Below are 26,892 nucleotides of genomic sequence, written 5' to 3' on the forward strand. Positions count from 1 at the left end.
CGTTCCCCAGCCAAGAATGAGCAGATTCTCGGCAAGCCAGATCCCGCTTTTGGTTCTGTTTGGCCTGTTGCTCTTGGGCCTTTGGCCCACGCACGGGATGGGATCCCAGGAAACCCCTCTGCGGCTCCCGTTCCAGCCGACCGTGACCTACGGGGAAGGGTATGGAGAAGAGGCGGTGGCCCAGCAAGCCCAAAGTCGCTTTGCGCTAAAGCTGTTTGATCGCCTGCTCCAGCAGCAGCCGCAAGAGAACCTCTTTTTCTCTCCTTTGAGCATTCACTTGGCTCTGAGCATGCTGTACAACGGCGCCGCTGGGGAAACGCAGGCGGCCATGGCCGAGGTGCTGGAGGCCCAAGACCTCTCCCTCCATGAGTTGAACTGGACCAATGCCCAGATGGCGCGCTGGCTGGTGGAGCGATCCCAAGCAGAAGGGCCGATCCAGGTGCAAATTGCCAACGGCCTTTGGGTCGATCAAACCCTCACCCTGCGGCCTCCCTTTTTGCAGGCGCTGGCCACCTATTACCAAGCAGTGGCCAATCGGGTGGAGCTGGGATCCCCTCAAACGGTGCAGGCCATCAACCGTTGGGTAGCCGAGCGCACCCAGGGCAAGATTGACCGCCTCGTGGACCGCCTCGGCCGTGAAGACAGGATGGTTTTGCTCAACGCCATCTATTTCAGGGGAAAGTGGACCCAGCCCTTCGATCCGGCCCTGACAGAGCCCCAGCCCTTCACCCGCCCGGATGGCAGCCGTGTCCAAGTGCCGATGATGGCCCAATCCGGCCGCTACGGCTACCGGGAGACCAAGCAGCTCCAGGTGGTGCGCCTGCCCTATGGGGAAGGGGAGCTGGCCCTGCTGATCCTGCTGCCGAAACCGGGAGTAAGCTTAGAAGCCCTGCGGCAGGAGCTCAGCCCAGAAACGTGGCAAGAATGGACGGGATCCCTGCCCACCCGCCCCGGCTCGCTGCGGCTCCCCAAGTTTAAGCTGGCCTACGAAACCGATCTGGTGCCGGCTTTGCAACAGTTGGGCCTGGGGATCGCCTTTTCCCCTCAGGCCGATTTCAGCCAGATGACCCCAGAGCCGACACGGGTCAGCAGAGTCTTGCACAAGGCGGCCCTCGAAGTCAACGAAGAGGGATCCGAGGCGGCAGCCGCCACTGGCGTGCTTGTCTCGCGCACCGCTCTCGACCGGCAAGAACCCTTCCAATTCGTAGCAGATCGCCCCTTCTGGTTTGCCATTGTGGCCTCCGGAGCCAACCGGGAGGCGCAAACTGTGCTGTTTATGGGATCCGTAGTCAACCCCAAGTAGAGGGCTGTAGCTCTGCTGGAACCTCCGGCTTGGGCGCCCCCTCCTTTTCCACAAGCAACTGGGCACGGCTGGGACGGCCCCACAGCACCTGCTCCTGCTGGTAAACCACCATGCCGGGTGGGGATCCCTTGGGTTTGAAGACGCACTTAGGGCGGGTATACACCACCGGTACCTGGTCGCTGAAGCGACCGCGGCTAAAATACGCCGCCAGATCGGCAGCCGCCTGCAGATCTTCACTTTCGGCCACCGCGCCCGGAGGCAGGCGCAACAGCACGTGGCTACCGGGGATCTCTTGGGCGTGAAACCACCAATCTTGGTCTTGGGCCACGCGGAAGGTCAGCCGATCATTTTGCCAGTTGTTGCGCCCCACCCAGATGGAGAAGCCGCTGGGGCTAGTGAAGCGATAGGGGTTGAAGCTGGCTGAAGAGGCCCGTCTGGATCCCTCTGCCCGGCTGGGGCTCTCTAGGTAGCCTTGTTGAATCAGCTCGGTCTCAACTTCTCGAAGGGCGGCCAAGTCCTGGGGATCCCGATAGGTTCCCAGATGCTGCAGGGTCGCTTCCACCTGCTCCAGGTAGCGGATCTCTTGCGCTACAGCTTCTAGCAAGGGCTGGACGGCCTCCTGGGCTCGTTTTTGTTTGCGGTGCTTGCGGTAGTAGGCCTGGGCGTTGAGAACAGCGTTTTTCTCCGGATCCAGCGGGATCTTGACCATCTGGCCGCTAAAAAAGTCTGGCAGCTCCATCAAGCTCAGCCCTGGCCGCCAGAGGTGGAGATGGGCCATGAGCAGATCGGCAGCCTGCTTGGAGGCTTCCGCTTGGGCCGAGTCGGCCAGCATCCTCTCGAAGTGCTCTTGCCGCTGGCGGAGTTTTTTCAGCAGGGCAGCCAGCTTTTGCCCCAGGCGCTGCCGCTCTCGCTCAAAGCGTTCGCGGTTGAGCTGGGCTTGGTAGTAGGCTTCCAGGAGCTGATGCAAGTTGGGTGTAGAGGGATCCCCGCCAGAGCCCCTCCAGCCGAGAACAGTGTACCCCTGGGGGGTAAGGGCCGGCTTAAACTGAGCCGTTTCCAGGCGGGCCAGCCAGTCCTGCCACCAAAAAAACAGGGCCTGCCACTCCTGGGGCGAGAGTTGGTTGGTGGGGGTTTGGGGTGGGATCCCGGCCTGCAGGCACATGGCCTCTGCCAAATGCCGGCTCAGGCCGCGGTAGCAGCGCAGCAGCCGCTGAGCAATGGGGCCAGGGATTAGGGCAAGACGCTCTTGCCACTGGGAGAAGGGCTCGGCTCGCTGGGGGATGGGATCGCTTAGGGCAGGGGGAGCTTCGTAAAGTAGACCCGGCTGCACCGGCCGTACCCGCGACTGTCGCTCGCTTACCCCGTGGCCGCAGGCCAAGATCATGCCCCCCTCGTCCACCAAGATGGCGTTGCTGTACTTGCCCATCACTTCCAGATAAAGGTGGCGTTGAGGGGGATCCGCGGGGCGAGGGGCAAAGCGAAAGTCAATCACCCGCTCCCACTCGTCCAGCAGCGCCAGCTCCGTCAGCGCCAAACCCCGCAGGTGCCGTTGCAGGTGTTGGCTAAAGGGCAAGTCCTCTGCTTCCTTGGGGGGAGCCTGACAGAGGTGAACTCGGGCCGCCTGAGGATGCCAAGACAGTAGCAAGCAAGGACGCGCCTTGAGGGTGCGCAGGCCAATCACCACCGTCCACAGATCCGTCTGCTGGATCCACTCCACGCGGGCAGGCAGCAAGGGATCCCCCCCGGCCTCAGCCCCTTTTAGATCTGCCAGCACAGCACGGAGGGTGGTCAGGTCAACCGGTTGCATCCCTGCTGCTCCTTGGGATCGGGCAACGCCTGGGGAACTGAACGAGGGCCTCCTTCCATTATCTGCCGCTCCCCTAGCTGGCGCTGGCAACAAAAAGACTCCGCCCAATCGACTTGAGCGGCAACCAAGGGGCTGCATTGGGGCAAGAGGCTTGGTACTTCCACCTTTGGGCTTTTTGGCCCAGGTGCCTTCAATTCTCAGGCAGAAACCCCGAGCTGCCTAGTCCTCGTCTTCATCGTCATATTCTTCATCATCGTACTCCTCCTCTTCCACTACCTCGTCCAGATCGAGCAGCACAGCATTGAGTTGGTCGAACAGGGCTGGCGAGTCCTCTGGGTTCAGTAGGTAGGGATCCCCCTCGTCAGGCAGGGCCACGTAGACCAGAACTGGGTCGAGGGGCGTAAAGATGCCGTATTTCTTGTCTTTGTAGAAGAAGGTAGCCAGCAGTTGGAATTCCTGGGCATCTTCCTCGCTTTCGCCCAGCTCGAACACATCTTCCTCTTCAACAGGGGGCAACTCTCCCTGCACCGTCAGGATGTCGAAGCCGTTTTGCTGCAGAGTCAAGTTCAACTCCTCCAAGACGGCCTGGATGGTGGGGATAGCAGCCTGGAGCTCCTCTGGATCCGGCTCATCCAGGATCCCTTCCATGTCCGCATCTCCGTTCACCGCTTGGCCGGGCTCTTCTTCCCCCTCCCAAACCAGAACTTTGATCACGGCGTCCACGGGCGTGGCCAGTGCATAGGCTTGTTCCTCAATGACCACCTGCCTCAGGATCTCGCATTTCAGAGGCTGGTTCTGCTCGTCGCGGAGCACTAAGGTTTCGCGGGATTCGGCCATGGAAAGCAACCCAGGGTAGGAAAATGAGGTCAACCAAAGCTTATTCTCCCATGTTCTGATCCCCCGCAGAACTCAGGGATCCTCGTCGGCACTGCCGGCTTCGGCCTGGGCCAGGGCTTCCAGAGCCAGCAGGATCTCCTCTTCTCGCTGGCTATAGGTCTCTTCATCGATCTCCCCCAGATCGAGCTGAATCTGGAGAGCGGTGAGTTCTTTCTGGAGGTTTTCTTTGCTGTCGAGTTGTGCCTCGGCCCGCTCGCGAATCTGCTCCGCCAACCACAGCAAGCTCTGGGCCGGCCACGTCAGCAATTGCCAAACCATCCCCGCGCCTCTCCCGTGATTTAGGTCAATCCTAACAAGCGGATCCCACCTCCGCCTAAAGCCCGATAACCGATGCTCAGACCCTCCCAAAGGTGGCGCCATAGACCCGAAACAGAGGGATCCCTGCCGCTGGACTCTGCTGCTGGTTGCCGTTGCTCCTGTTCCAGCAACTCCAGCAGGTGGGTGTTGTTGGCTGCCCTGGCTGCTTCTAGACGATGGGCCAGAGAGACAGCGATGTTCCGCCGATGGCGGGCCAGAAAGCTAGCTCCACTCGCTTCAGCAGTTGCGCTCATAGAAATAGATAGAAAAAGGCCGAGGCAGTTGAACGGGCTATGGAGGTGTTGAGACGAGTGGGGATCGCCGAGCAAGCCGAGAAGTATCCTGGTCAACTTTCGGGGAGGCAGCAGCAGCGGGTGGCGATTGCCCGCGCTTTGGCCATAAATCCGGCGGTGATGCTCTTCGATGAGCCCACCTCGGCCTTGGATCCGGAGATGGTCAAAGAGGTGCTGGACGTGATGCGGGAGCTGGCCCGCTCGGGCATGACCATGGTGTGTGTAACCCACGAGATGGGCTTTGCCCGCGAGGTGGCGGATCGGATTGTCTTCTTCGACCGCGGCAAGATCGTGGAAGAAAACACCCCCCAAGAGTTTTTCAGCAACCCCAAGGAAGAGCGTTCTCGCCTTTTCTTGTCGCAGATCCTTTCCCACTAAGGGGCTGCGCTTAGAGAGGCGCAAGCCGTGCCAGAAAGGCCCCCTCCGGCTCTTGGTAGAGAATTTGTCCCTGCCAGCCGTTGGCGTGGGCACAGCGCAGCAGGGTTTCCGGATCCACAAACAGCCAGGGAAAGGGATCCCCGCGCTGCCCGCCGTACTCGGCCACAAAGTTCACCACCCTGGCTTTTGCCTCGCCCGCTGTTCTGCAGTCTCTCCCCTTCTCCCGATCCTCGGCTTCAGAATTAGCTGAACTTTCTACCTGCGGCAGATCCGCCGCGTCGCCCTCTTCACTGAGATCGGCTAGATCGGTGGAATCCACAAGCAACTGGCCGGTGGGCTGAACCCAGTGGCGGGCCAAGCTTAAAAAGCGCTCCAACCCCGCCAGGGATCCCACCAGGCCGGCGCCGTTCATCAGCAGCAGCAGCGTATCGAAGGGCTCTTCCGGCCCCTCCCAGTGGAACAGGTCGGCGGCGATGCGGCAATGCACCCCCCGTTCGGCCATGATCTGCAACGCCACCGGCGAGCGATCCAGGGCGGCTACGGCAAACCCCTCCTCCTGCAACAGCAGGCTGTGGCGGCCCGTGCCGGCGCCAATGTCCAGCACCCGACCGCGGCAGAGCTCTAAGGCCAGGGCCTCCACCTCCGGCAGCTCTTGGGTGAAGAACACCTCCGGCGAGACCACCTGGGGCTCCTCTGCCAGCGGGATCCCCTCGGCGCTGTAGGCGTGCAAGAGCAGGGATCCCCTCGCCTGGCCCCGGTGCCAGTCCCACAGGGCTTGCTCGAGCGGATCCTGAGGCAAAGGGTTTTCGACAACCTCTATCATGGGAAGGGAAAGCTAGAGTCTTGCCCCAATGGCCATTGCCGCATTTCTTTACGCTGCCGCTTTGGTTCTTTTGCTGATCGCAGGAGTCGTTTGGGCCACCTCTCAGCCGGCTAACTTGGAGACCGAGCCACAGGCCGGCGCACCTCCAGAAGAGCCCCCGGCAACCCCATCTGTTCCTGTTTCCATTGTGGAGCAACTGGAGCGCCAATACCGCAACAGCCCTTCCTACCGTCCCGATCCTCAGCGTATGCTTCAAGAAAGTTCTTGAAGATCCTTGAAGAGGGGGGGTCCAAGAGCTTCCTGAAGGCGTGAGCGGTACCCCTGCTGTCCGGATTCTGCTGTTCTCTTCCTTGGGGCCCATGGCTGCGAAGTCTCCACCCCCTATCGTCTACATTGCCCTAGGGCTATTGCTCCTCTGGGGTGGTCATCGCGCCTGGCAGGCGGGCTACATCCGCTGGCCAGAAGGGATCCCTCTGCCAGGGTTGGGCGGTAGGGCCCAAGATCTGCTCTTAACCAGCGGCGAGCGCACCCTGTTTGCCGATAGCAGTCCCGCCGCCGTGGCTGCAGCAGAGCTGTTGCGCCAGGGCAATTTCGGCGCGGCGATCCCGCTCCTAGAGATGGGGCTACAGAACAACCGCAACGACCCGGAAGCTCGCATTTTCCTCAACAACGCCCGCGCCCAGCAGCAGGGCAACCCCTTGAGCATAGCCGTGGTGGTGCCCATCTCCAGCAACCCCAACCGCGCCAAGGAGACCCTGCGCGGCGTGGCCCAGGCCCAAGAGGAGCTATTTCAGCAAGGGGGTATTGCAGGGCGGCTGCTGCGGGTGGTGATTGCCGACGACGGGGATAACCCAGAGCGAGCGGCGGCAGTGGCCAAAGCCCTGGTGGGCCAGCCCGAGATCCTGGGGGTGATCGGCCACAACGCCAGCGATGCCACCCTGGCGGCGGCTGAGATCTATCAGTCTGCCGGCCTGGCCATGATCTCCTCCACCTCCACCAGCACCCGCATCAGCCTGCTGGGGAACGCCATCTTTCGCACCGTCCCCTCCGACCAGATTGCTGGCACGCAACTGGCCCGCTATGTCCTTAACAAACTGCGCCTGCAGAGGGTGGCCATCTTCTACAACCCCAACAGCGCCTACAGCACCAGCCTGCGCGACGCCTTTGCCGCTACCCTGACCAGCGAAGGGGGCGTTGTGCTGGCGACCTTCGACCTGTCGGCAGCCGATTTCAACCCCCAGGCCAGCCTGCAGACAGCTCTGGGGCAGGGATCTCAGGCGGCTTTCTTGGCGCCCACGGCTTCCGTGGCCGAAAAAGCCCTGGCCGTTGCCCGCGAGAACGCTGCCCTTGGCCAGCCCCTCGCCCTGGTGGGGGGGGATGTGCTGTTTAGTCTCACCACCCTCAAGGAAGGGGGGGCAGCAGTAGAGGGGCTGGTGGTGGCGGTGCCCTGGCATCCCGACGTGCCCCGCAACCGCGGCTTTGCCCAGAAGGCAGCCCAGATGTGGGGAGGGCAGGTGAGTTGGCGCACGGCACTGGCCTACGACGCCACCCGTGTTTTTCTCCAGGCTATTCGGCAGGGATCCCCCAGCCGCAGCGGCATTCTCACTGCCCTGGGCGACCCCAACTTCCGCTTGCCAGACGGCGCTTCCGGGGAGGTGCGCTTTTTGCCCTCCGGCGACCGCGATGCTCCCCATGTGCTGGTGCGCATTGAACGGGGCAACCGCTCCGGCACCGGCTACGATTTTGTGCCCCTCCCCTAGGGCAGGCGCTACAGTAGGGGGTGCTCTCCATCTCCTCAGCTTGGACAGATCCCATGCCCAGCCGGATCACCGCGTGTTTTCAGGCGCTGCGCAGCCGCGGCGAAGCCGCCCTCATCCCCTACCTCACCGCCGGGGATCCCAACTTGGAAACCACCTTTGCGGCCCTGCAAGTTTTGGAAGAGAACGGCGCCGACCTCATCGAGTTGGGGGTGCCCTATTCGGATCCCCTGGCCGATGGGCCGGTGATCCAGGCAGCAGCCACCCGCGCCCTCAGCCGGGGCGTCACCTTGGGCGACATCTTGCAGGGCTTGCGGGGCCTCTCGCTGCGGGCTCCCCTCGTCCTGTTCACCTACTACAACCCCATCCACCAGCTCGGCATCCCCACCTTTGTGCGGCAACTGCGCCAGGCCGGCTGTGCCGGCTTGGTCGTCCCCGACCTGCCCCTGGAAGAGGCCGGATCCCTGCGGGAAGCAACGCAGGCGGAGGGGATCGACCTCATCCTGCTGGTGGCCCCCACCAGCCCCGCCGAGCGAATGCGCCGTATTGCCCAACAGTCCAGCGGCTTTATCTACCTGGTCAGCACCACCGGCGTCACCGGCGAACGGGCCACCCTGGAGCAGCGGATCCCGGCCTTGCTGCAGCAACTGCGCCAATACACCTCCCTGCCGATTGGGGTAGGCTTCGGCATCTCCACCCCCGACCAGGCCCGCCAGATTGCTCTCTGGGGAGCGGATGCGGCGATCGTGGGCAGTGCCTTTGTGCAACGGCTGGCCAAGGCCCCCACCCCCGCCCAAGGGCTGCAACAAATTGCCCACTTCTGCCGGGATCTCAAAGCTGCCCTGCAAGGCATAGGTACCCCGCAACATTGACTGCTGCAGTGTGTGGGCAAGAGGCTTGCCTTTATCTCAAAACAAGTGAAACGAATGTTTACATTTTTTTACTGCCCTCGCCGACCAGTTTCTGGCCTGCTGACCCAACAGAGCCAGAGGATTGGCGGCCAAGCAGACACTCTGGTGCCTGTTTATTTGTAAATCTTCACAAAACACTCATCCCTCCCACGCTATAAAATTGACCTGGATGCTCGGCTGTCTGAAAGTCGCAGAGGTTCTTGACCTGTCTCAAAATCTGGGGCTTCGGTGGGGGTAGTTTTGAGCAACCCGCTCCACAGGATCCCCGGTTTTTGGGCAAGGAGGATCCCGCAAACAACAGAGTTTGGGATCCCACTTTTGAGAGGTTCAGCCAGTCGCCCATCGCTTTTTGGAAAGACCAGAAGGAGATCCATCATGCAAGACGCCTTTACCCGGGTGATCGCTCAGGCAGATGCACGCGGTGCCTTTTTAAGTGATCAAGACTTCGACCGTCTGGCGGCTTTGGTGGCAGAAGGCAACAAACGCCTGGATGCTGTCAACCGCATGACCAGCAACGCCGCCCAAATCGTAACCAACGCGGCTCGTTCCCTGTTTGCCCAGGAGCCGGATCTGATCGCCCCTGGCGGTAATGCCTACACCAACCGTCGCATGGCCGCCTGCCTGCGGGACATGGAGATCATCTTGCGCTACATCACCTACGCCACCTTGGCGGGGGATAGCTCGGTGCTGGAAGATCGCTGCCTCAACGGCCTGCGGGAGACCTACATTGCGCTGGGGGTGCCCACCAGCTCCATGGCCAACGCCATTGCGGCCATGAAGAAGGAAGCCCTGGCCAAGATCATGGATCCGAACGGCATCACCCCTGGCGACTGCTCGGCGCTGCAAAGCGAGGTGGCCAGCTACTTCGACAAGGCGGCTGCCGCCATTGTTTAAGTTAAAAGCGGTCGTCCCTCTTTAAAGCTCCGTGAGATCGCCTAGATCCCTTTTTTCCGACAGGCAGACAGGCATTCCCAACTTGGAGGAGTGCCGGCTGCTCAACTAAGACTTTTGCTAACAGTCAACGCATTTAGGAGTTGCAAGGTGAAAACTGTCATTACCGAAGCGATTGCCGCTGCTGACAATCAAGGGCGTTTTCTCAATGCCAGCGAGCTGCAGGCCGTTAATGGTCGTTACCAGCGCGCTGCTGCCTCTCTGGAAGCGGCCCGTGTCTTGACCCAAAACCAACAAACGCTGGTGCGCGAAGCGGTGCAGGAAGTGTTCAAGCGCTTCCCCTACCTGACCCAGCCGGGCGAAATGGGTCACGGCGATGTGTTTCAGGCCAAGTGTGCCCGCGACATTGGCTACTACCTGCGCTTTATCACCTACTCGCTGGTTGCAGGCGGCACGGGCCCCCTCGATGAATACCTGGTGGCGGGCCTGCGGGAGGTGAACCGCTCCTTTAACCTCTCCCCGAGCTGGTACATTGTAGCTCTGCAGCACATGAAGAGCCGTGCTCTGGGCATGCTGAAGGGCCAAGCGGCGAACGAAGCAGCCATTTACTTCGACTACGCCATCAACGCCCTTAGCTAAGGGATGCCAGAGTAGAGATCCCGTTTTTGGGGGAGCGATCTCTTTCTTCGTCTTCCAATTGAGTGCCCCTACAGAGCAGGCAGCAGCCCAAGTGGAGCTGAGCTGGTCGTTTCCAGGTTTTCGGCGCCGCGGCTCTCTTCGAGCCAGCTAGGTTGTCTGCCTGCTTCCCAAGCTTTTGTGCCTGGGTACAGTTCTGCCTCTAGAGGTGGCTTTTGCGGCCTCTCTGGCGGTCAGGAGGTCTTCGTGCCCAGGTGCCGCACAAAGTTGAACTCGACTCGGGGGAAAACGATGTTTGGTCAAAGCACCAGCGGCCCTGAAACTTTGACGGAAGCCGGCAGCCGGGTTTACAAGGTTGAGTACACTGGCCTGCTCAACCCACCCGATGCTCTGGCCACCTCGGCTAAGGTGCGTCGCAGTACCATGAGCATCACAGTTCCTTACAGCCGGCTGTCCACGGAGATGCAGCGCATTCTGCGGATGGGCGGCAAAATCGTGCAGGTCACTGCTCTATCGGCGGCCCCTGCCCAGAGCAACGGCGCTGCTGAGTAAGGGATCCCTCTGCTCAACGGCAGTCATCGGCAAGGTGGCCTCGATTCCATGGACGGCTCTGCAAGGGTTCCCATGACATCCAACACGGCGGTGCTGCCCCAGCCGCTCACCTGGGAGCAGGCGATAGCGCGGCTGCAGGGGGATGACCCGCAAGATCGGTACTATGCCGCTTGGTACTTGGGCACGGTTCGGGATCCGCGGGGGGTAGAGCCACTGCTGTTGGCGTTGCGAGATGAGCGGGATCGCACCGCCTTGGGGGGCTACCCGCTACGGCGCAATGCGGCCAAAGCCCTTGGGCAAATTGGCGACGTGCGGGCCGTGCCCGGCCTGATCGAGGCCCTTGGCTGTAGCGATCTGCATGTGCGGGAAGAGGCTGCCTATGCCCTGGCCCAGTTGGGAGACCGGCGGGCGGTGGCTCCCTTGCTGGCCTTGCTGCAGTCGCGGGAGCAGGAGCAGCCCTGGGAAGCCTTCATCGAGGCGCTGGGCCAGCTCAACGCCACCGAGGCCGAGGCGGCGATTCGGCCTTTCTTAAGCCACCCCTCGGAGCGGGTGCGTTCGGCAGCCGCTTGGGTGCTCTATCGCTTTACACAAGCCGAGGAGCTGACCCAAGTTCTGGTGGCGCTGCTGGCCCACCCCAATTTCAGCCTGCGCCAGGCGGCCCTTTTCGATCTGGCAGAATCCGGCTGGGTGGCAGGGGCGCCGCTGTTGGCGACAGCCGATGTGGCGCTTAACCTGCGCATCAATGCTCTGAAGCGACTGTTCGACGTGGCGCTGCAGTTAGGGCGAGTGCCGCCGGATCGGGTGGCAGCAGCGATCATCCCGCAACTGGACAGGCTGTTCTAGACGTGAAAGGGCTTGGGGCTCTCCCCCCCTATTGGCTCGCTTGGATGTTTCGTTAGTTTTTTACTTACCTTGGCCTCTGGGTTGTCTATGTCCTCTTCCTCGGCTGCGCAAGTGCTTCCCGCTGCTGTGGCTCAACTGGCCGCTGAACTGGAACAGGCCACCTCAGCGGAAGAACTGTTGCGGGTGGTGAGAGCGCTGGGATCCTTGGGCCACGTGGAAGGGATCCCCCTGCTCATTCGCGCCTTTGGCTTCAACCGCCCTGCCGTGGGGGAGGCCGCGCTGGAAGAGGTGTTGCGCTTTGGGGAGGCGGCGGTAGGGCCTTTGCTGGCCAACATCGATGGCTTCGACTATGGGGCGCGCGCCTATTCGGTGCGGGCGTTGGCCCGTATCGGCCACGGCGATGCCTACCCCTTTTTGGCGGAAGCCATTGTGGCAGACTTCGCCCCCAGCGTGCGGCGAGCGGCGGCCCGTGGGCTGGGACAGGTAGCGGCACGGCGGCCCCTCTCCGATCAAGAGCGAGCCTTGCACCTGTTGCGGCAATGCCTGGGCGACGCCGACTGGGGAGTTCGCTATGCCGCCGTCGGATCCCTGACGGATTTGGCTCGGCTGGGAGAGGCGTCCCTGCGATCTGCCGTCGAGGCAGCCCTGCAAATGGCCTTGCAGGATGCGGATCCCTTGATTCCCCTACGCGCCCGCCTAAGCCAGCAGGAGCTGGCTGCTGATCCATAACCCCTGCCATTTTGTTGTTTCGTTTCCTCAGGAGCATAACCTATGACTCTTCCGCTGCTTGCCGATCGCCCCACCACGCAAAGCGTGCGGGTGGAGCGCTACTTTGTACCCAGCGACGAAACCCCGCCCGCCTATCGCCCCGACGACCCGACGGGCATCGAAAATGTCATCCGCGCCGCCTACCGGCAGATCTTCAGCGAACACCTGATGCTGGAGAGCTACCGGCAAAAAGCGCTGGAGTCCCAGCTGCGCAACGGGGCGATCTCGGTGAAGGAGTTTATCCGTGGCCTGGGCAAGTCGGAGGTGTACCGGGATCTGGTCATGGTTCCTAACGACAACTACCGCTTCGTCGAGATCACCTTCCAGCGCTTCCTGGGCCGGCCCACCTACAGCCAGCAGGAGCGCATCAAGTACTCCATCATCCTGGCCACCCGCGGTCTGAACGGCTTTATCGACGCCGTTGTCGACAGTGAGGAGTACAACGCCGCCTTCGGGGACGATGTGGTGCCTTACCAGCGCCGCCGCCTTTCCGAGAAGCCGACCAACTTGCTCAACCCCCGCTACGGGGCGCGGTGGCGGGATGTTTCCGGCGTGAAGCGCTCGACGCGGGAAGTGGTGCGCACCTACCGGATTACTCGGCCTCCCAAGCCCGGGGATCCGGAAAACTTCCTCAACATGGCCCGCATGCTCAATCCCAAGCCGGCAGCGCGGCAAAACATCAGCGTCTTCGATCTGAAGATCCCCGACATGACCACCAACCGCCGCTGAGGGTTGGGCCTCCTACCCACTGCGCCCTTGCCAAGCTCTCAAGCCGATCATCCGACGCCGTTCGGGTGGATCGGCTCTTCGGCTTGGTTGGGGCAAGATTCGTTATAATCTGGGTGATGCTTCTTAACACTTGGGTTACATGAACAATCCAGTTGTGCGGGCTTTTTTTGTCGGCAAGGCGGTGGCCGACGTGCTGCGAGAGCGCCTGGAGAGCACCCTTGCCGACCTTGCCGGGGAAGTGGGCAAGGTGTGGGCGGAGCTCCAAGAGGGCTGGCAGACCTTTGCCCAGGATGTCATGGCCCGGGCTGAGGCGGAAGCATCGCTAGCTGCCCAGGAAATGGCGGCACCCCCCTTCAAGGCAGAAGACCTGCAGGCAACCCTAGACGACCTGCGGGCAGAGGTGGCGCAGTTGCGCTCCGAATTGCAGAAGTATCGGAGTCGAAACGCTTGAACGCCAGCACACTCCCATCCCGAGCCGTTTTGGGATCCGAACCCGCCAAGCCCTATACCGCCTACCGTTGGGCCCGAGAAAACTACACCCGCTGGGGCCGCCTCATTGATATTTGGCGATTTGTGCTCACCTGGCTGTTTTACCTCTGGCTGGATCAGCAGGCGTGGAGCTACGGGGGGCAGCCCACAGCGGAGCGCAAAGCCAAACGCCGCCGCGCCAGGGCCATCTGGATCCGCGAGACGCTGCTCCACCTCGGTCCTACTTTTATCAAGGTGGGGCAGTTTTTCTCCACCCGGGCCGATCTCTTCCCCTCCGAGTACGTCGAGGAGCTGTCCAAGCTGCAGGATCGGGTGCCTGCTTTTGGCTACGAACAGGTGGCAGCCATCGTGCAGCAAGAGTTGGGCAAGCCCATTGAGCAGATCTACAGCTATTTCGATCCCACCCCCTTGGCGGCGGCCAGCTTGGGGCAGGTGCATCGGGCCAAGCTCAAGACCGGCGAAGAAGTGGTGGTCAAGGTGCAGCGTCCGGGCCTGACCCGCCTGTTCACGATCGATCTGGAGATCTGCCGCGGTATTGCCGAGTTCTTTCAGTACCACACCCGTTGGGGCGGGCCGGGCCGCGACTGGATCGGCATCTACGAAGAGTGTCGGCGCACCCTCTGGGAGGAAGTGGACTACCTCAACGAGGGCCGCAACGCCGACACCTTTCGCCGCAACTTTCGGGACATGCCACAAATTGCCGTCCCCAAAGTGTACTGGCGCTACACTTCCCCCCGCCTGCTGACGCTGGAATACCTGCCAGGGATCAAGATCAGCGACTACGAAGCCCTGAGCGCGGCGGGGCTGGATCGCAAGCTCTTGGCCCGCTTGGGGGCAGAGGCCTATTTGCGGCAACTGCTCAAAGACGGCTTTTTTCACGCCGATCCCCACCCTGGCAACATTGCCGTCAAGCCGGATGGCACGCTGATCTTCTACGACTTCGGCATGATGGGGCGCATTCGCCCTGGCATCAAGGAAAAGTTGGTGGCCATGCTGGCGGCTGTGGTGGCCAAAAATGCCGACCTGGTGGTGGCCTCGCTGGTGGAGCTGGGCGTGTTGGTGCCCACTGCCGATCTGGCGCCAGTACGCCGCTCGGTGCAGTACATGTTGGATCACTTCATGGACAAGCCCTTTTCCAACAGCTCCGACGAGATCTCGGTGATGGCCATCAGCGAAGACCTCTACGAGCTGGCCTACGATCAGCCGTTTCGCTTTCCCGCCACCTTTACCTTTGTGATGCGGGCCCTGACCACGTTGGAGGGGCTGGGGAAAAGCTTGGATCCGGAGTTCAATTTCCTGGAAGTGGCCAAGCCTTTCGCGGAGGAGCTGATGAACGGCAGCAAACCGGAGACGGAGACTCTGCTAGCCCAGGTCAGCCGCCAGGCGGCAGAGTTCACCAGCAGCAGCCTCAGCTTGCCCCGCCGTCTTGAAGCGACCTTGAGCAAGCTGGAACAGGGGGAGCTACGCCTGCGGGTGCGATCCAGCGAGGCAGAGCGTTTGCTGCGCAAGCTGAACAGCACCGGACGGGGAGTTATCTACGCGGTGTTGTTTGCAACTTTTTTTCTCAGCGCAACCCAGCTATTTTCGGCTGGGCATGCTACTTTAGCGATCGTCACCCTGGCTTTGGCCGTTCTCGCCGCTTTGGCGCTGGTCAGGGTACTCTTAAAGGCAAATGGATCAGAGCCACTGATGTGATGCGACGATATGCCTGCGCTACGGATCCAGGCAAGGTCCGCAGCAGCAATCAGGATGCCTACTACTGTGATCCAGAAGGACGTTACTTCATCGTTGCCGATGGCATGGGAGGGCACGCTGCCGGAGCAACAGCCAGCCTGTTGGCGGTCGAGGTCATTCGCGAGTGCCTTGAGCGGGGTTGGCAGACCGTGCCAGCGCCCAAGCTGCTCAGCGAGGCGATAGAAGCGGCCAACGAGGCCATTCTTAAAGACCAGCGAGAAAACCCGGAGCGGGCCGACATGGGCACCACCGTGGTGGTGGCTCTGGTGGATCCCAACAACAATTGCTGGAGCGCTCACATCGGCGACTCTCGCCTTTACCGCCTCCGCGGATCTGAGATGCAGCAGATGACGGAGGATCACACCTTGGTAGCTCGCTCAGTTCGCCAAGGGGAGTTGACCCAGGCGCAAGCCCGCATGCACCCCTGGCGCCACATTCTCGAGCGCTGCCTGGGCCGCCCCGATGCAGGGCCGCCTGCTGTTCAGCCGATTACAATGCGCCCTGGGGATCGCCTGCTGTTGTGTAGTGACGGGCTCACCGAAGAGCTAGATGACGAGGTCATCGCCGAGTACTGCCTGAAGGTGGAGGATTTGGATCAACTGGCCTGCCAGTTGGTCGAGGCGGCCAAAGAGCGGGGCGGTCGGGACAACATCACGGTGGTGATCGCCGAATACGCCTAGTTCGCGGCCAGCTAGAGACGGTATTGCCGGTACACTTCGCCGGCAGCCCGGTGCAGGAGCGAGTGGCGGTAGACAAGCTGAGCGAGGTCGTTGCCGTAGCCGCCGCCGATAACGCAGGCAACGGGGTAGCCTCGCTTTAAGCAGGTGTCCAGCACCTGCATATCGCGGCGGAAGAGCCCCTCGTCGCTGAGGGCCAGCTTGCCCAAGAGATCTTCGCGGTGGGGATCCACCCCCGCATCATAGAGCACCAGATCCGGGCGCACCTGAGCCAACAGATCGGGCAGGTAGTCGGCCAGGGTTTGCAGATAAGCTTCGTCTTCCAGGCCCACCGGCAGGGGCACGTCCAGGTCGCTGGCCTGCTTGGTGGCGGGGAAGTTGGCGGCGCAGTGCATGGAAAAGGTAAACACCCGCGGCTCCGAGCGGAAGATCCAGGCGGTGCCGTCGCCCTGGTGCACATCCAGGTCTACAATCAGAACCTTTTGCACCAGCCCCTGCTGCAGCAGGACTTGGGCGGCGATGGCCAGGTCGTTGAAAATACAGAAGCCGGAGCCGTAGGCGGGAAAGGCGTGGTGGGTGCCGCCGGCGGTGTTGCAGGCCAGGCCGTGGCGCAGGGCCAATTGGGCGGTCAGGACGGTGCCGCCCACCGCGCGACAGGTGCGCTGCACCAGCTCGGGACTCCAGGGCAGGCCGATGCGCCGCTGCAGTTTGGCCTCCAGGGATCCCTCGCAGTAGGCCCGCACGTACTCTGGCGTGTGCACCGATTCGATCCAAGCCAGGGGGGGGAGTTCCGGCTGATGCACTTGCTGAGAGCGGATCACCCCTTCCCGCAGCAGCAGCTCGTGCAGGAGGCGGAATTTGGGCATGGGAAAGCGATGGCCCGGCGGCAGGGGGGCGCTGTAGTCGGGGTGGTAAACGACGGGCAAAGACATTCCAAGCAACCGGATCGACGGGGGTGAGCATAGCCTATTGGGGCCCCAGTGCTTATGGTAGAGGTAGCCCACTCTGGCCGGATCCCTGCGGGGGCTCTGCGCTGTTCTCTCTACCGCCGCGATTCCCTATGTTTACTGCGTCGGATCCCTTTTTGGGTCGCCTCTTGGCCCAGCGCTATCGCCTGACCCATCTGCTGGGGCAAGGAGGCATGGGGCGGGTCTACTTGGCCCAGGATCTGCTTTTTGGCGGGGTGGAAGTGGCCGTTAAGCTGCTCTCCCAGCCGGCGATGGACGAGCAGGCCCGCCTGCGCTTTGAGCGGGAAGCCAAAGCCTGCGCCGCTTTGGGCCAGAAAAGCCTGCACATTGTCAAGGTAAGCGACTACGGCATCACTGCCGATGGGGTGCCTTTCTATGTGATGGAATACCTCAACGGCCAAACCCTCAAGGACATTCTGGCGACGGGATCTCTGCCGCTGGAGCGCTTTTTTCGGCTGGCCCGCCAAATTGGCCTGGGGCTCAAAGCAGCCCACGAAGGGATCCTCCTGGAAGGACAGCGGATCCAGGTGATCCACCGCGACCTCAAGCCGGCCAACGTGATCGTGCTGGCCGACGAAAGCTTGGGGGAGCTGGCGAAGCTGGTGGACTTTGGCATTGCCAAGCTGCTCAACACCCGCGAGTCGCTCAGCCTTACCCACGCCTACCTGGGGACGCTGGCCTACTCCTCCCCGGAGCAACTGGAAGGGTTGCCGCTGGATGCCCGCTCCGACATCTACAGCTTCGGGATCATGCTCTACCAGATGGTGTCCGGCCAGATGCCCCTCCAGCCTACCACCGAATCTTTCCCGGGCTGGTACCAGGCCCACCACAAGCAGCGTCCCCTGCCTTTGGAAGAGCTGGGACTGCCGTTGGCGCTGCCCGCCGGTTTGTCGGATCTGATCCTCAGTTGTTTGGCCAAAGATCCGGCCGCCCGTCCGCCCACGGTGGCCAATGTGTTGGCGGAGCTGGAGCGCATCCAAGCCAGAGCGCAGGGATCCCCCAGAGGAGCTTCCCAGGCTGTTGCCCTTCAATTTCCAGCGATCCCCTCTGGCCCGCTTTTTCCCTCGGCGCCCCCCCTGGCCACGGCCGGCACGCTGCGGCTTGCGCCCCCGACAATGGCCAGCGAGAACAGGGGATCCCTGCTCTGGGCCCGCCTGATCCCCTTCTTGGGGGGCAGTTTGCTGGGCTTGGCCTTGGTGAGTTGGGGGTTGGGACGGTTGCTGCAGCGCCCTGCGGCTCCGGTGCTCTCCGGCTCTCGCCCCTCGCCAGCTGCCACGGAGTTAGAGGATGAGCGCCCAGGAGCGGAGGCGCAGCCCGATACGGCCCCTGAAGTTCTCGTTCCGGATATCCTTGGCAGCAGTGCTGGGCAGGACGAGGGCGCAACCCGTCGGGATCCGGCACCGGAGCTAGAACCCTACAGCGGGCCGGTGTTGCGCGCCTTCCCTCTCCAGACTTCCCGCGAGGTGGTGCGGGCCGCCCTGGGATCCCCCAGCCAGCAGGGGCGAGGCGCTCGGCCCAACACCGTCTACGACCTGTACCGCTTGGGCAGCATGAACTTGAGCCTCACCTACGACGAATCCAGCCTGGCGCTGCAACAAATCGAGGCCACCGTCGCCGACGACGTGCCCGCCCCGCAGGCGGAAGGGCTGCTGGAAGACATGCTGCAGGCCCCCTTGCCCCCCCAGTTGCAGCGAGAACTGCAGGCGGTGCGGGAAAACCGTTCTGAGCGCGTCCAGTTCCGCGTCGGCCCCTGGTCTGGCGTGGTCGAGCGCACCCCCCAGGGCCACCTCTACATGGCCGTTTGGGATCCCCCGCCCACCGTCCCCGTTGCCCAGCCCCGCCCAGCCCCCAGAGCCACTCCAGCCGCCGCCGGCCCTCGTCCCGGCCAGACCCTGCAGGAGCTGCTGCGCCGCGCGCGCGAATTGCGGGGAGATTGAGCCATGTCTGCTTCTGAAGACAAGAATTTCCTACGGGGCACCGTCGCTCGCTTCTTCAAGACCCTGGCGAGGCCCTTTCCGGTCGGGCCTACGGCCCTCCTCAAGCCTGCCGAGCCCCCTCCCCCCAAACGCCCGGTGCGCCTGCAGATCACCTGCCCAGGAGAGCCTCCCCAGGTGTTTGTCCTGCAGGGATCCGACATTCTTGGTCGCAGCCAGACGGTGGCCACCATCCGCATCCCCGCCCCTGCGGTGAGCCATCTGCACGCCCGCATTCGCCCGCGTCCGGGCTGGCGTCTGCCTGGCTTGGGGTGGCGGATCCCTCTGCATCCCCTCCTCTACTGGCTGGGGTGGAACGCTGGTCGCTACCAACTGGAAGATCAAGACTCCACCAACGGCGTCTTTCGCCTCAAGCCCTTTGGCGGCGCCGAGCGGGTGCGGCGGGTGATCCTGCGCCACGGCCAGCGACTCAGCCTTGGCCCGCCCCGGGATCCGGAGAGCGTGGTTATTCAGGTGTTGGATCCACCGCCGCCGCAGGTGTACGGGGTGCGCGGCTGCCTGATCCTGATGGCGCTCTTGGGGCTGGGGGCGAGGCTTTGGATCGGCCATGAGTGGAGCAAGTTCTCAGTAGAACCGCCGCTGGCCGCCGATCGCAACCCCCTGATTGTCCTGGCCGGGGATCGGCAAACCGAGCTGCGCCGCCACCAGGGGGATCTCTACCGGGAGCTGCCCAACCTGGAAGCCTTTGGCCCGATTCTGCCCAAAGTGGTGGTGGCCGCCGAAGATCACCGCTTCTACTCCCACTTCGGGGTCGATCTGCTGGGCATTGCCCGCGCCTTTTGGGTCAACCTGCGCTCCGGGGAGGTGCAGCAGGGGGGCAGCTCCATCAGCCAACAACTGGCTCGCACCGTCTTGCGCGACTACACCGGCTCAGGCAACACCTTTGGCCGCAAGCTGCGGGAGGCCGTCGCCGCCCTCAAGCTGGAACGGCGCTACAGCAAAGACGAAATCCTCACCCTCTACCTCAACAACGTCTACCTGGGCAACGGCCTCTACGGCTTTGAGACCGCCGCCCAGTTCTACTTCGGGATCCCCAGCCGCCAGCTCAGCCTTTCCGAAGCCGCCACCCTGGCCGCCATTCTGCCCGCCCCCAACGCCTTCAACCCCGTCGCCAACTACGAGGCCGCCGTGCGGGGCCGGGATCGGGTGTTGGATCGCCTCAGCGAGCTCAAAGTTTTCCCGGAAGAGGAGATTCGGCGGGCCCGGCGCAGCCGCCTCACCCTCAACCCCAACCTGCGCTCCCAGACCTCGACAGTTGCCCCCTACTTCTACAGCACCGTCTTCCAGGAGCTGCGGCAGCTTTTGGGGCAAGATCTCTCGGCAGAGGGCAACTTCGTCATCGAGACGACGCTGCATTTGCCCTACCAGCGGCTGGCGGAGCAGGCCCTGGCCCAAACGGTGCGCGAGGTGGGATCCCGCCTGGGCTTCAACCAAGGCGCCTTGGTCAGCCTCGACAGCCGCAACGGCGAGATCCTAGCTCTCGTGGGCGGGATCGACTACACCGCCAGCCCCTTTAACCGTGCCACCCAAGCCCAACGGCAGCCCGGATCCACCTTCAAAGTCTTCGCCTATGCCGCTGCCCTCAGCCAGGGGATCCCGCTGTCGCAGGTGCTCTCCTGTGAGCCGCTTACTTGGGGCAACCTCACCTTTCAGGGCTGCCGCTCGGGAAGTGCCCCCATGGACTTGGCCCGCGGCCTGATCCTCTCCGAAAACGTGATCGCCCTGCGGCTGGCCCAACAGGTAGGGCTGGAGCGGGTGGTGGCCATGGCGCGGCAAATGGGCATCCAATCCCCCTTACAGCCCTATCCTTCTCTGGTTCTCGGCACGATGGAGGTGAACCTGCTGGAGCTGACCGCGGCCTTTGCCCCTTTGGCCAATCGCGGCCTTTGGTCTAGGCCCCACACCATCCGCCGCATCCTGGATAGCAGCGATTGCGCCAACCCCGACGACTTTCGCACCTGCCGCGAGATCTACCCCGGTCGCGAGGATCCCCGCTCGCAGCGGCTGGTTTTGTCGGAGAGCGTCGCCCAGCAGATGACCGCCGTATTGCAAGGGGTGATCCGCTCCGGCACCGGCACCGCCGCCCGCCTTGGGATCGGGGAGGCCGGCAAAACGGGCACCACCACCGCCAACAGGGATCTGCTCTTTGTCGGCTACACGCCCAATCCGCCTCTGGTAACCGGCATTTGGCTGGGCAACGACGACGCCAGCCCCACCCGCGGCAGCAGCAGCATCGCCGCCCAAACTTGGAGAAACTACATGAGCCAAGTCATTCAATAGGCGACCTTGGCAAACAAGTTCTAACAACTTGACAGAAAACCTCTCCCCCTTCTCCAGGGGGAAGTGCCCGGTGGGAGCGTTGCAAGCTGTCGCGAAACCGTCTGTCACATCTCCTCCCCCGAAGGAAACGGGCTTAGGGGCGGCAGGGCTGCGGCCCGGCAGCGTTGCGAAACGCTTGGGAGGTTTTTCAGTCGAGTGATAGCTACACTTAGCCGGCCAGAAAATGAACTGCAGCCAACTGGGCGATAGGATGATTTTAAGATGGGAGTGACTTGGTCATCACTGAATGAAAGCCTTGGGATCCCTGGCTTTGCCTGTTGGAGCGAAGCTGTATGACTGTCCCTCTGATTCAAAACCCTGAGGTTCTAGAAAGCCGCCTTAAGGAGATTCCTGCCGAACCTGGTGTCTATTTGATGCGGGATGCCACCGACCAGATTCTCTATGTGGGCAAATCCAAAAAGTTGCGATCTCGCGTGCGGTCCTATTTTCGCTTTACCGGCGACCTGTCTCCTCGTATTCAGCGCATGGTAGTTCAGGTTTGCGAGATCGAGTTTATCGTCACTGATAACGAAAGCGAAGCTCTAGCCCTGGAAGACAATCTCATTAAAACCTATCAGCCGCCCTACAATGTTCTCCTCAAAGAGGATAAAAAATACCCCTATTTGTGCATTACGTGGTCAGAGCCTTACCCGCAGATTTACATTACCCGCCACCGCCGTCTCAACCAAAATCAAGATAAGTACTACGGGCCCTATACCGATGTGGGCCTGCTGCGTTACACCCTCGGTCTGGTAAAGCGCATTTTTCCCTTGCGCCAGCGCCCCAAGCCGCTTTACAAGGACCGCCCCTGTTTGAACTATGACATCGGGCGTTGCCCTGGTGTCTGTCAGGGCTTGATTAGCCCGGAAGCGTATCGCAAGACCGTTGCTCAAGTGGCGATGATCTTCCAAGGCCAGACGGACGAGCTTATCCGTGAGTTGAAGGAGAAAATGGCCCAGGCAGCGCAGCAAGAAAACTATGAGGCGGCGGCGCGCTATCGGGATCAAATCCGCGGCCTAGAGCAACTGGGCCAATCCCAGAAGGTCTCTTTGCCCAACTCTACCGCCAGCCGCGATGCCATAGCTTTGGCCATGAACGACTCGCGGGCTTGCATCCAGTTGTTTCAGGTGCGGGCGGGCAAGTTGGTGGGACGGCTAGGGTTTGTGGCCGAAAACCGCGGCGACGACCCGGCTCTTATTTTGCAGCGGGTTTTGCAGGAACATTACCAATATTGCGACCCGGTGGAAATTCCCTCCGAGATTTTGACCCAGTATGAGTTGCCGGATCGCGATTTTTTGGAATCTTGGCTGAGCCAGAAAAAGGGGCGCAAGGTCAGCCTCCTTGCCCCGCAGCGGCAGAGCAAAGCCGAGCTAATCGAACTGGTGGAGCGGAACGCCCAGCTAGAGCTAGCCCGCAGCCAGCGCCTGGCGGAGCGGGAGGCAGCAGCGCTGGAGCGCTTGGCGGAAGTTTTGGATCTGCCAGAGCCGCCCCGTCGCCTAGAAGCCTACGACATCTCCCACATCCAGGGATCCGACGCTGTGGGCAGCCAGGTGGTGTTTATCGATGGCCTGCCGGCCAAGCAACACTACCGCCGCTACAGGATTCGCAACCCCCAGGTGCGGCCTGGCCACTCCGACGACTTTGCCAGCCATGCCGAGGTGGCGCGGCGTCGCTTCAGCAAGATGACTTCCGAGGATCAGCCGGACTTGGTGCTCATCGACGGGGGCAAGGGGCAACTGGCAGCAGTGATGGCCGTCTTGGCAGAGCTGGGGCTGGATCACCTGCCGGTCTTTGCCCTGGCCAAGCGGGAAGAGGAGATCTTTCGGCCTGGGGATCCTGAGCCGCTGCGGCTGCCGCCCCAGGATCCGGCCCGCCTGCTATTGCAGCGCCTACGGGATGAGGCCCACCGCTTTGCCCTTGCCTACCATCGCCAGCAGCGGAAACTACGCCAACAGGCTTCGGTTCTGGAGGAGATCCCTGGTCTAGGCAAGCAGCGGCAAAAGCTGCTCATGGAGGCGTTTCGCTCCCTTGCCCGCATTCAAGTGGCCACGGAAGAGCAGTTGGCCCAGGTGCCAGGTATTGGCCCCAAGCTGGCCCGCCAGATTTACCGCTACTTCCACCCAGACGCCGAAACCGAGTTGCCGGCAACAGCGCAACCCGCCTCTAGCCAAACCTAAGTCTGAGCTGGCGTATCATCGTGGAGTCCGCCATTCTCGACCAAGGGAGCCAAGTGAAGGTAGCGCTGTTGCAACTTAACTATACCGTTGGCGATCTCAGCGGCAATGCCGAGCGCATCCGTGCGGCGGTTGAGGCAGCAGCAGCCAAGGGGGCAGAGCTGGCGATTACTTCTGAACTGGCCTTGTTGGGGTACCCGCCCCGGGACCTGCTGCTCTACCCTGCTCTAGTCGAGAGGGCAGGCCAAGTCTTGCAGCAGTTGGCTGACCGGCTGCGGGATAGCATTCCGGTGGTGGTGGGATCCGTGCAGCCCAACCCCCTGCCGGAGGGGCGGCCTCTCTACAACGCCGCGGCCTGGCTGGAAGGGGGGCAGATCCGCCACTGGTTCCAGAAGTCGCTCCTGCCCACCTACGATGTCTTCGACGAAGACCGCTACTTTGAGCCGGGATCCCCGCCCCAGCCCATTGAGTACCGTAGCCGCCGAGTGGGCTTCACCATCTGTGAAGACATCTGGAACGACCGCGACTTTTGGCAACACCGCCGCTACCACCGGGATCCGGTGGAAGAGATGGCCCGCTGCGGCGCCGATGTGCTGATCAACCTGTCGGCCTCTCCCTTTAGCCTGGGCAAGCAAAAATTGCGGGTGCAGATGCTGGGATCCCTGGCCCGCAAGCACGCCCTGCCCATCCTCTATGTCAACCAGGTGGGGGGCAACGACGACCTCATTTTCGACGGGGCCAGTTGCGCCCTAGACTGCCGGGGCCGGCTGGTGGCCCAAGCCGCTGCCTTTCAGCCGGACTGCCTGATGGTAGATGTGGAGGCGCTGGTTCACCCTCCTGAGGAAGGCCCGGAAGTTCAGGGATCCCGCTGGCCAACGGAGCCGGAAGCAGAGCTCTACGAGGCGCTGGTCTTAGGCACCCGCGACTACGTCAGCAAATGCGGCTTTCGCGAGGTGTTGCTGGGCCTGTCGGGAGGGATTGACTCGGCTGTTACTGCCGTCATTGCCGCCGACGCCTTGGGGCCAGAGCGGGTGCTGGGGGTGCTCATGCCCTCTCCCTATTCCAGTCCCGGCAGCCTGACGGACGCCTACCAACTGGCGCAGAACCTGGGGATCCCTACCCTGAAGCTGCCCATCCAGTCGATTATGGAGAGCTACCAGCACCTCCTGGCTGAGCCCTTCGCCGGCCTGCCCTCTGACATCACGGAAGAGAACCTGCAGTCGCGCATTCGCGGCACCCTGCTCATGGCCCTCTCCAACAAGTTTGGCCGGCTGCTCTTGACCACGGGCAACAAGTCGGAGCTGGCGGTAGGCTACTGCACCATCTACGGGGATATGTCCGGCGGCTTGGCGGTGATCTCCGATGTGCCCAAAACCTGGGTCTACCGCCTGGCCCGCTGGATCAACCGCCACCAAGAGCGGATCCCTCTTCCCATCCTCACCAAGCCCCCCTCGGCAGAGCTGCGGCCCGGCCAGAAAGATAGCGACAGCCTGCCCCCCTATGACGTGCTGGATGCCATCCTGCAGCGGCACATCGAGCAGCACCAATCCGCTGCCGAGCTGGTGGCCCAAGGGTTTGATCCCGACACTGTTCAGCAGGTGCTGCACCTGGTGCAGAGTGCCGAGTTCAAGCGCCACCAGGCTCCCCCTGGCCTGCGCGTGACCGATCGCGCCTTTGGCACCGGCTGGCGCATGCCCATTGCCAAACGCCAGGAAGGGATCAGTTGACCTTCACCCCCGGCCCCTCTCCCAGAGGGAGAGGAGGGTTGGGAGAGCGCAACCGGTTTCGCTTTTCCTGCAAGGATTGGGGTAGGGGTGCGGGTATGTTTTCTGTGAATGAGGGCCTGCCGGCCGGCAGACCCCAGAACAAAGCTTTTCCTCAACTCAACAAAAAACAGAGAGAGCAGGGCTTTCAAGCTTGCCTCTCTGCTCACAGGGATCCCAGAATCTCGCGTTTACCGCTTCGGGAGCGACTCCATAGCGCGGCAAGCTGAGTTTTCTAGATCAGGCCCAGCCAGGAGGCGACGCCTTGGCCCGTCACCGCTTCGATGACAATGGCCAACACAAAGCCGATCATGGCCGCGCGGCCGTTGAGACGCTCGGCATATTCGTTAAAGCCAAACTTGGGCTCAGACAAGTTGGGGTTGGACATGGAAACCTCCAGTTAGGGCTTGGGAAGGGCTACAAGAGGAGCACCTGCCCTTCAGTATAGTTTGCATTTCTTCACATCGCAACACCAGCCGCTTCCGACGGCAGCAGGGGAGTGGCAGCCTTGGGGGCTGGGCTTTGCCCTAACGCAGGGGCGGCACCAGCGTCCAGAAGATTCCCACCTGCAGGGAAGCCACAGGGATCCCCGTTACAAAAATTCGGAAATCGCAGCCTTCTCACGGACTAGGGTAATCTGAAGGGCAGGTCAATGGAGAGAACCTCTATGGCGATTCAGCGTGGTGCCAAAGTCCGGGTGTTGCGGAAAGAATCCTACTGGTATCGGGATGTGGGAACGGTTGCGGCGGTGGATACCAGCGGCATTCTCTACCCGGTGATCGTCCGCTTCGACAAGATCAACTACTACAACATCAACACCAACAACTTCCGCGAAGATGAGCTGGAAGTGGTGGAGGAGCCCAAGCCCAAAGCCAAAGCTTCCAGCTAAGGCTGCCCCTGCCAACTCAACCAAGCTCTTTGGCTTCCTCTTCCTGTGCCCGAGCTGCCGGAAGTTGAAACCGTCAGGCGGGATCTGCAGCGCCTCACCCTGGGTCTGTGCATCCTGGCGGTGGAGGTGCTTCTCCCTCGCACCGTGGCCTACCCCGGCAAAGACGAGTTTGCGCAGGGGCTGGCAGGCAGCTGTTTGACCCAGTGGCAGCGGCGAGGCAAATATCTTCTGGGATCCCTGGACTCTGGAGCGGTTCTGGGCGTGCATCTGCGCATGACCGGGCAACTGCTCTGGGTTCAGGGATCCGCGCCTTTGCCGATCCACACTCGCGTCCGGCTGCATTTGGAGCAGGGGTGGGAGCTGCGCTTTGTTGATCTGCGCACCTTTGGCCAGATGTGGCTGGTGCCTGCCGGGGTGGAGCCGGAGGCGGTGATCACGGCTTTGCAGAGGCTGGGGCCGGAGCCGTTTTCGCCCACCTTTTCAGAAACCTATTTCCAAGCTGCCTTGCAGAAGAGCCGCCGCCCCATCAAAGCCGCCTTGCTGGATCAGTCGCTGGTGGCGGGGGTGGGCAACATCTACGCCGACGAGGCCCTGTTTCTGAGCGGCATCCACCCCTCAACACCCGCCGCGCAGCTTTCCGACGCTGCCAAGAGCCGCCTGCGAGAAAGCCTGATCCAGGTGTTACGGGCCGGGCTGGAGCAGCGGGGCACCACCCTGCGGGATTACCGGGATCTGCGTGGGCTCAACGGCAACTACCAGGGGCAGGCGTGGGTGTACGGTCGAGAAGGGGATCCCTGTCGCCTCTGTGGCACCCCCATTCAGCGGAGTAAGCTCTCGGGCCGCTCGGCCCACTTTTGCCCCCGCTGCCAGCCGCCTCCAGGCTGGGTTGAGACTTGATGGCGTATCTGATACATTTACGCTGAACACTGCTGAGCATTACTGCTCAGCGGTGAAGCGATAGCATTCTGTCCGTTTCCGTTGTCACTACGCGACGCTGACG

General features: G+C 62.3%; 26 protein-coding genes and 1 pseudogene. 20 read left to right on the forward strand and 7 right to left on the reverse strand.

What is annotated here, in order from left to right; all coding sequences use genetic code 11:
- The first annotated feature begins 16 nt into the window (after window positions 1-16).
- Window positions 17-1,303, forward strand: a complete 1,287-nt coding sequence (locus ACVWXC_RS07235; protein WP_457391848.1) for a serpin family protein — start codon at window positions 17-19, stop codon at window positions 1,301-1,303.
- On the opposite strand, the gene ACVWXC_RS07240 is transcribed toward ACVWXC_RS07235, so the two are convergent.
- From ACVWXC_RS07240 to ACVWXC_RS07255, 4 genes are all read right to left on the reverse strand, one after another.
- On the reverse strand, window positions 1,290-3,110 hold the full coding sequence (locus ACVWXC_RS07240; RefSeq protein ID WP_099812570.1) for an Rqc2 family fibronectin-binding protein: 1,821 nt from the start codon (window positions 3,108-3,110) through the stop codon (window positions 1,290-1,292). The two genes, ACVWXC_RS07235 and ACVWXC_RS07240, sit on opposite strands and share 14 nt — an antisense overlap.
- Window positions 3,111-3,329: 219 nt before the next feature.
- Window positions 3,330-3,947 carry a DUF3727 domain-containing protein gene (locus ACVWXC_RS07245; RefSeq protein ID WP_011429146.1) on the reverse strand — a complete coding sequence of 206 codons (618 nt, stop codon included), beginning with the start codon at window positions 3,945-3,947 and terminating at the stop codon, window positions 3,330-3,332.
- Between the two features lie 72 nt (window positions 3,948-4,019).
- Window positions 4,020-4,265 (reverse strand): gas vesicle protein GvpG, encoded by a 246-nt coding sequence (locus tag ACVWXC_RS07250; RefSeq protein ID WP_011429145.1) that lies wholly within the window; start codon window positions 4,263-4,265, stop codon window positions 4,020-4,022.
- 20 nt (window positions 4,266-4,285) lie between these two features.
- Window positions 4,286-4,558, reverse strand: a complete 273-nt coding sequence (locus ACVWXC_RS07255) for a hypothetical protein (protein WP_099834698.1) — start codon at window positions 4,556-4,558, stop codon at window positions 4,286-4,288.
- Between the two features lie 15 nt (window positions 4,559-4,573).
- Here ACVWXC_RS07255 and ACVWXC_RS07260 point away from each other — a divergent pair.
- Window positions 4,574-4,975: pseudogene (locus ACVWXC_RS07260) on the forward strand (amino acid ABC transporter ATP-binding protein); the annotation flags it as partial.
- 10 nt (window positions 4,976-4,985) lie between these two features.
- Here ACVWXC_RS07260 and ACVWXC_RS07265 read toward each other — a convergent pair.
- Window positions 4,986-5,798 (reverse strand): class I SAM-dependent methyltransferase, encoded by an 813-nt coding sequence (locus tag ACVWXC_RS07265; protein WP_011429142.1) that lies wholly within the window; start codon window positions 5,796-5,798, stop codon window positions 4,986-4,988.
- A 28-nt stretch (window positions 5,799-5,826) separates the two neighbouring features.
- On the opposite strand from ACVWXC_RS07265, the gene ACVWXC_RS07270 reads away from it, so the two are divergent.
- The 12 genes from ACVWXC_RS07270 to ACVWXC_RS07325 all read left to right on the forward strand — a co-directional run bounded on the left by ACVWXC_RS07270 (window position 5,827) and on the right by ACVWXC_RS07325 (window position 15,788).
- Entirely contained in the window at window positions 5,827-6,066 is a 240-nt protein-coding gene (locus ACVWXC_RS07270; RefSeq protein ID WP_457410465.1) for a hypothetical protein, read from the forward strand.
- A gap of 91 nt (window positions 6,067-6,157) precedes the next feature.
- Entirely contained in the window at window positions 6,158-7,558 is a 1,401-nt protein-coding gene (locus tag ACVWXC_RS07275; RefSeq protein ID WP_011429139.1) for an ABC transporter substrate-binding protein, read from the forward strand.
- A gap of 53 nt (window positions 7,559-7,611) precedes the next feature.
- Window positions 7,612-8,427, forward strand: a complete 816-nt coding sequence (gene trpA, locus ACVWXC_RS07280) for a tryptophan synthase subunit alpha (protein ID WP_011429138.1) — start codon at window positions 7,612-7,614, stop codon at window positions 8,425-8,427.
- 414 nt (window positions 8,428-8,841) lie between these two features.
- Entirely contained in the window at window positions 8,842-9,360 is a 519-nt protein-coding gene (locus ACVWXC_RS07285; protein WP_011429136.1) for a phycocyanin subunit beta, read from the forward strand.
- Window positions 9,361-9,507: 147 nt separating this feature from the next.
- Window positions 9,508-9,996, forward strand: a complete 489-nt coding sequence (locus tag ACVWXC_RS07290; protein ID WP_011429135.1) for a globin family protein — start codon at window positions 9,508-9,510, stop codon at window positions 9,994-9,996.
- Between the two features lie 288 nt (window positions 9,997-10,284).
- Window positions 10,285-10,545: a phycobilisome linker polypeptide gene (locus tag ACVWXC_RS07295; RefSeq protein WP_011429133.1), complete on the forward strand. Its 261-nt coding sequence runs from the start codon at window positions 10,285-10,287 to the stop codon at window positions 10,543-10,545.
- Between the two features lie 72 nt (window positions 10,546-10,617).
- Window positions 10,618-11,388 carry a HEAT repeat domain-containing protein gene (locus ACVWXC_RS07300; protein ID WP_228375394.1) on the forward strand — a complete coding sequence of 257 codons (771 nt, stop codon included), beginning with the start codon at window positions 10,618-10,620 and terminating at the stop codon, window positions 11,386-11,388.
- An 87-nt stretch (window positions 11,389-11,475) separates the two neighbouring features.
- Window positions 11,476-12,117, forward strand: a complete 642-nt coding sequence (locus tag ACVWXC_RS07305; protein ID WP_099812571.1) for a HEAT repeat domain-containing protein — start codon at window positions 11,476-11,478, stop codon at window positions 12,115-12,117.
- 42 nt (window positions 12,118-12,159) lie between these two features.
- A complete protein-coding gene (locus ACVWXC_RS07310; protein WP_011429130.1) occupies window positions 12,160-12,885 on the forward strand; it encodes a phycobilisome rod-core linker polypeptide in 726 nt (241 codons plus the stop codon).
- 139 nt (window positions 12,886-13,024) lie between these two features.
- Window positions 13,025-13,336, forward strand: a complete 312-nt coding sequence (locus tag ACVWXC_RS07315; protein WP_011429129.1) for a DUF6825 family protein — start codon at window positions 13,025-13,027, stop codon at window positions 13,334-13,336.
- A 29-nt stretch (window positions 13,337-13,365) separates the two neighbouring features.
- Window positions 13,366-15,069, forward strand: coding sequence for an ABC1 kinase family protein (locus ACVWXC_RS07320; protein ID WP_240530505.1), 1,704 nt, complete (start codon window positions 13,366-13,368; stop codon window positions 15,067-15,069).
- The gene (locus ACVWXC_RS07325) at window positions 15,069-15,788 is read left to right on the forward strand and encodes a Stp1/IreP family PP2C-type Ser/Thr phosphatase (protein WP_011429127.1); all 720 of its coding nucleotides are present in this window, start codon (window positions 15,069-15,071) and stop codon (window positions 15,786-15,788) included. The genes ACVWXC_RS07320 and ACVWXC_RS07325 overlap by 1 nt, the downstream gene beginning before the upstream one ends.
- An 11-nt stretch (window positions 15,789-15,799) precedes the next feature.
- Here the strand turns inward: ACVWXC_RS07325 and ACVWXC_RS07330 are convergent, their stop codons facing one another.
- The gene (locus ACVWXC_RS07330) at window positions 15,800-16,717 is read right to left on the reverse strand and encodes a histone deacetylase family protein (RefSeq protein ID WP_457391840.1); all 918 of its coding nucleotides are present in this window, start codon (window positions 16,715-16,717) and stop codon (window positions 15,800-15,802) included.
- A gap of 128 nt (window positions 16,718-16,845) precedes the next feature.
- Between ACVWXC_RS07330 and ACVWXC_RS07335 the strand changes: the two genes are divergently transcribed.
- The 4 genes from ACVWXC_RS07335 (at window position 16,846) to ACVWXC_RS07350 (ending at window position 24,967) form a co-directional block, all read left to right on the forward strand.
- The gene (locus ACVWXC_RS07335; protein ID WP_011429124.1) at window positions 16,846-18,690 is read left to right on the forward strand and encodes a serine/threonine-protein kinase; all 1,845 of its coding nucleotides are present in this window, start codon (window positions 16,846-16,848) and stop codon (window positions 18,688-18,690) included.
- 3 nt (window positions 18,691-18,693) lie between these two features.
- Entirely contained in the window at window positions 18,694-21,027 is a 2,334-nt protein-coding gene (locus tag ACVWXC_RS07340) for a transglycosylase domain-containing protein (protein ID WP_457391838.1), read from the forward strand.
- A gap of 332 nt (window positions 21,028-21,359) precedes the next feature.
- Window positions 21,360-23,243: an excinuclease ABC subunit UvrC gene (gene uvrC / locus ACVWXC_RS07345; protein WP_457391836.1), complete on the forward strand. Its 1,884-nt coding sequence runs from the start codon at window positions 21,360-21,362 to the stop codon at window positions 23,241-23,243.
- A 53-nt stretch (window positions 23,244-23,296) separates the two neighbouring features.
- Window positions 23,297-24,967 carry an NAD+ synthase gene (locus ACVWXC_RS07350; protein ID WP_457391865.1) on the forward strand — a complete coding sequence of 557 codons (1,671 nt, stop codon included), beginning with the start codon at window positions 23,297-23,299 and terminating at the stop codon, window positions 24,965-24,967.
- A 271-nt stretch (window positions 24,968-25,238) separates the two neighbouring features.
- Here ACVWXC_RS07350 and ACVWXC_RS07355 read toward each other — a convergent pair whose 3' ends face one another.
- A complete protein-coding gene (locus ACVWXC_RS07355) occupies window positions 25,239-25,391 on the reverse strand; it encodes a chlorophyll a/b-binding protein (protein ID WP_011429120.1) in 153 nt (50 codons plus the stop codon).
- A 279-nt stretch (window positions 25,392-25,670) separates the two neighbouring features.
- Between ACVWXC_RS07355 and ACVWXC_RS07360 the strand changes: the two genes are divergently transcribed.
- Both ACVWXC_RS07360 and ACVWXC_RS07365 read left to right on the forward strand, forming a co-directional pair.
- Window positions 25,671-25,892: a photosystem I reaction center subunit IV gene (locus ACVWXC_RS07360; RefSeq protein WP_011429119.1), complete on the forward strand. Its 222-nt coding sequence runs from the start codon at window positions 25,671-25,673 to the stop codon at window positions 25,890-25,892.
- A 45-nt stretch (window positions 25,893-25,937) separates the two neighbouring features.
- Window positions 25,938-26,789: a DNA-formamidopyrimidine glycosylase gene (locus ACVWXC_RS07365; RefSeq protein WP_099884346.1), complete on the forward strand. Its 852-nt coding sequence runs from the start codon at window positions 25,938-25,940 to the stop codon at window positions 26,787-26,789.
- Window positions 26,790-26,892: the final 103 nt, after the last annotated feature.

Source organism: Thermostichus sp. OS-CIW-20 (assembly GCF_054061455.1).

Coding starts and splice junctions, on each gene's coding strand:
- ACVWXC_RS07315 (WP_011429129.1), top strand. CDS start 13,025: ATGAACAATCCAGTTGTGCGGGCTTTTTTTGTCGGCAAGGCGGTGGCC.
- ACVWXC_RS07300 (WP_228375394.1), top strand. CDS start 10,618: ATGACATCCAACACGGCGGTGCTGCCCCAGCCGCTCACCTGGGAGCAG.
- ACVWXC_RS07250 (WP_011429145.1), bottom strand. CDS start 4,265: ATGGTTTGGCAATTGCTGACGTGGCCGGCCCAGAGCTTGCTGTGGTTG.
- ACVWXC_RS07240 (WP_099812570.1), bottom strand. CDS start 3,110: ATGCAACCGGTTGACCTGACCACCCTCCGTGCTGTGCTGGCAGATCTA.
- ACVWXC_RS07275 (WP_011429139.1), top strand. CDS start 6,158: ATGGCTGCGAAGTCTCCACCCCCTATCGTCTACATTGCCCTAGGGCTA.
- ACVWXC_RS07305 (WP_099812571.1), top strand. CDS start 11,476: ATGTCCTCTTCCTCGGCTGCGCAAGTGCTTCCCGCTGCTGTGGCTCAA.
- ACVWXC_RS07295 (WP_011429133.1), top strand. CDS start 10,285: ATGTTTGGTCAAAGCACCAGCGGCCCTGAAACTTTGACGGAAGCCGGC.
- trpA (WP_011429138.1), top strand. CDS start 7,612: ATGCCCAGCCGGATCACCGCGTGTTTTCAGGCGCTGCGCAGCCGCGGC.
- ACVWXC_RS07265 (WP_011429142.1), bottom strand. CDS start 5,798: ATGATAGAGGTTGTCGAAAACCCTTTGCCTCAGGATCCGCTCGAGCAA.
- ACVWXC_RS07330 (WP_457391840.1), bottom strand. CDS start 16,717: ATGTCTTTGCCCGTCGTTTACCACCCCGACTACAGCGCCCCCCTGCCG.
- uvrC (WP_457391836.1), top strand. CDS start 21,360: ATGACTGTCCCTCTGATTCAAAACCCTGAGGTTCTAGAAAGCCGCCTT.
- ACVWXC_RS07325 (WP_011429127.1), top strand. CDS start 15,069: ATGCGACGATATGCCTGCGCTACGGATCCAGGCAAGGTCCGCAGCAGC.
- ACVWXC_RS07245 (WP_011429146.1), bottom strand. CDS start 3,947: ATGGCCGAATCCCGCGAAACCTTAGTGCTCCGCGACGAGCAGAACCAG.
- ACVWXC_RS07270 (WP_457410465.1), top strand. CDS start 5,827: ATGGCCATTGCCGCATTTCTTTACGCTGCCGCTTTGGTTCTTTTGCTG.
- ACVWXC_RS07355 (WP_011429120.1), bottom strand. CDS start 25,391: ATGTCCAACCCCAACTTGTCTGAGCCCAAGTTTGGCTTTAACGAATAT.
- ACVWXC_RS07310 (WP_011429130.1), top strand. CDS start 12,160: ATGACTCTTCCGCTGCTTGCCGATCGCCCCACCACGCAAAGCGTGCGG.
- ACVWXC_RS07255 (WP_099834698.1), bottom strand. CDS start 4,558: ATGAGCGCAACTGCTGAAGCGAGTGGAGCTAGCTTTCTGGCCCGCCAT.
- ACVWXC_RS07360 (WP_011429119.1), top strand. CDS start 25,671: ATGGCGATTCAGCGTGGTGCCAAAGTCCGGGTGTTGCGGAAAGAATCC.
- ACVWXC_RS07235 (WP_457391848.1), top strand. CDS start 17: ATGAGCAGATTCTCGGCAAGCCAGATCCCGCTTTTGGTTCTGTTTGGC.
- ACVWXC_RS07285 (WP_011429136.1), top strand. CDS start 8,842: ATGCAAGACGCCTTTACCCGGGTGATCGCTCAGGCAGATGCACGCGGT.
- ACVWXC_RS07335 (WP_011429124.1), top strand. CDS start 16,846: ATGTTTACTGCGTCGGATCCCTTTTTGGGTCGCCTCTTGGCCCAGCGC.
- ACVWXC_RS07340 (WP_457391838.1), top strand. CDS start 18,694: ATGTCTGCTTCTGAAGACAAGAATTTCCTACGGGGCACCGTCGCTCGC.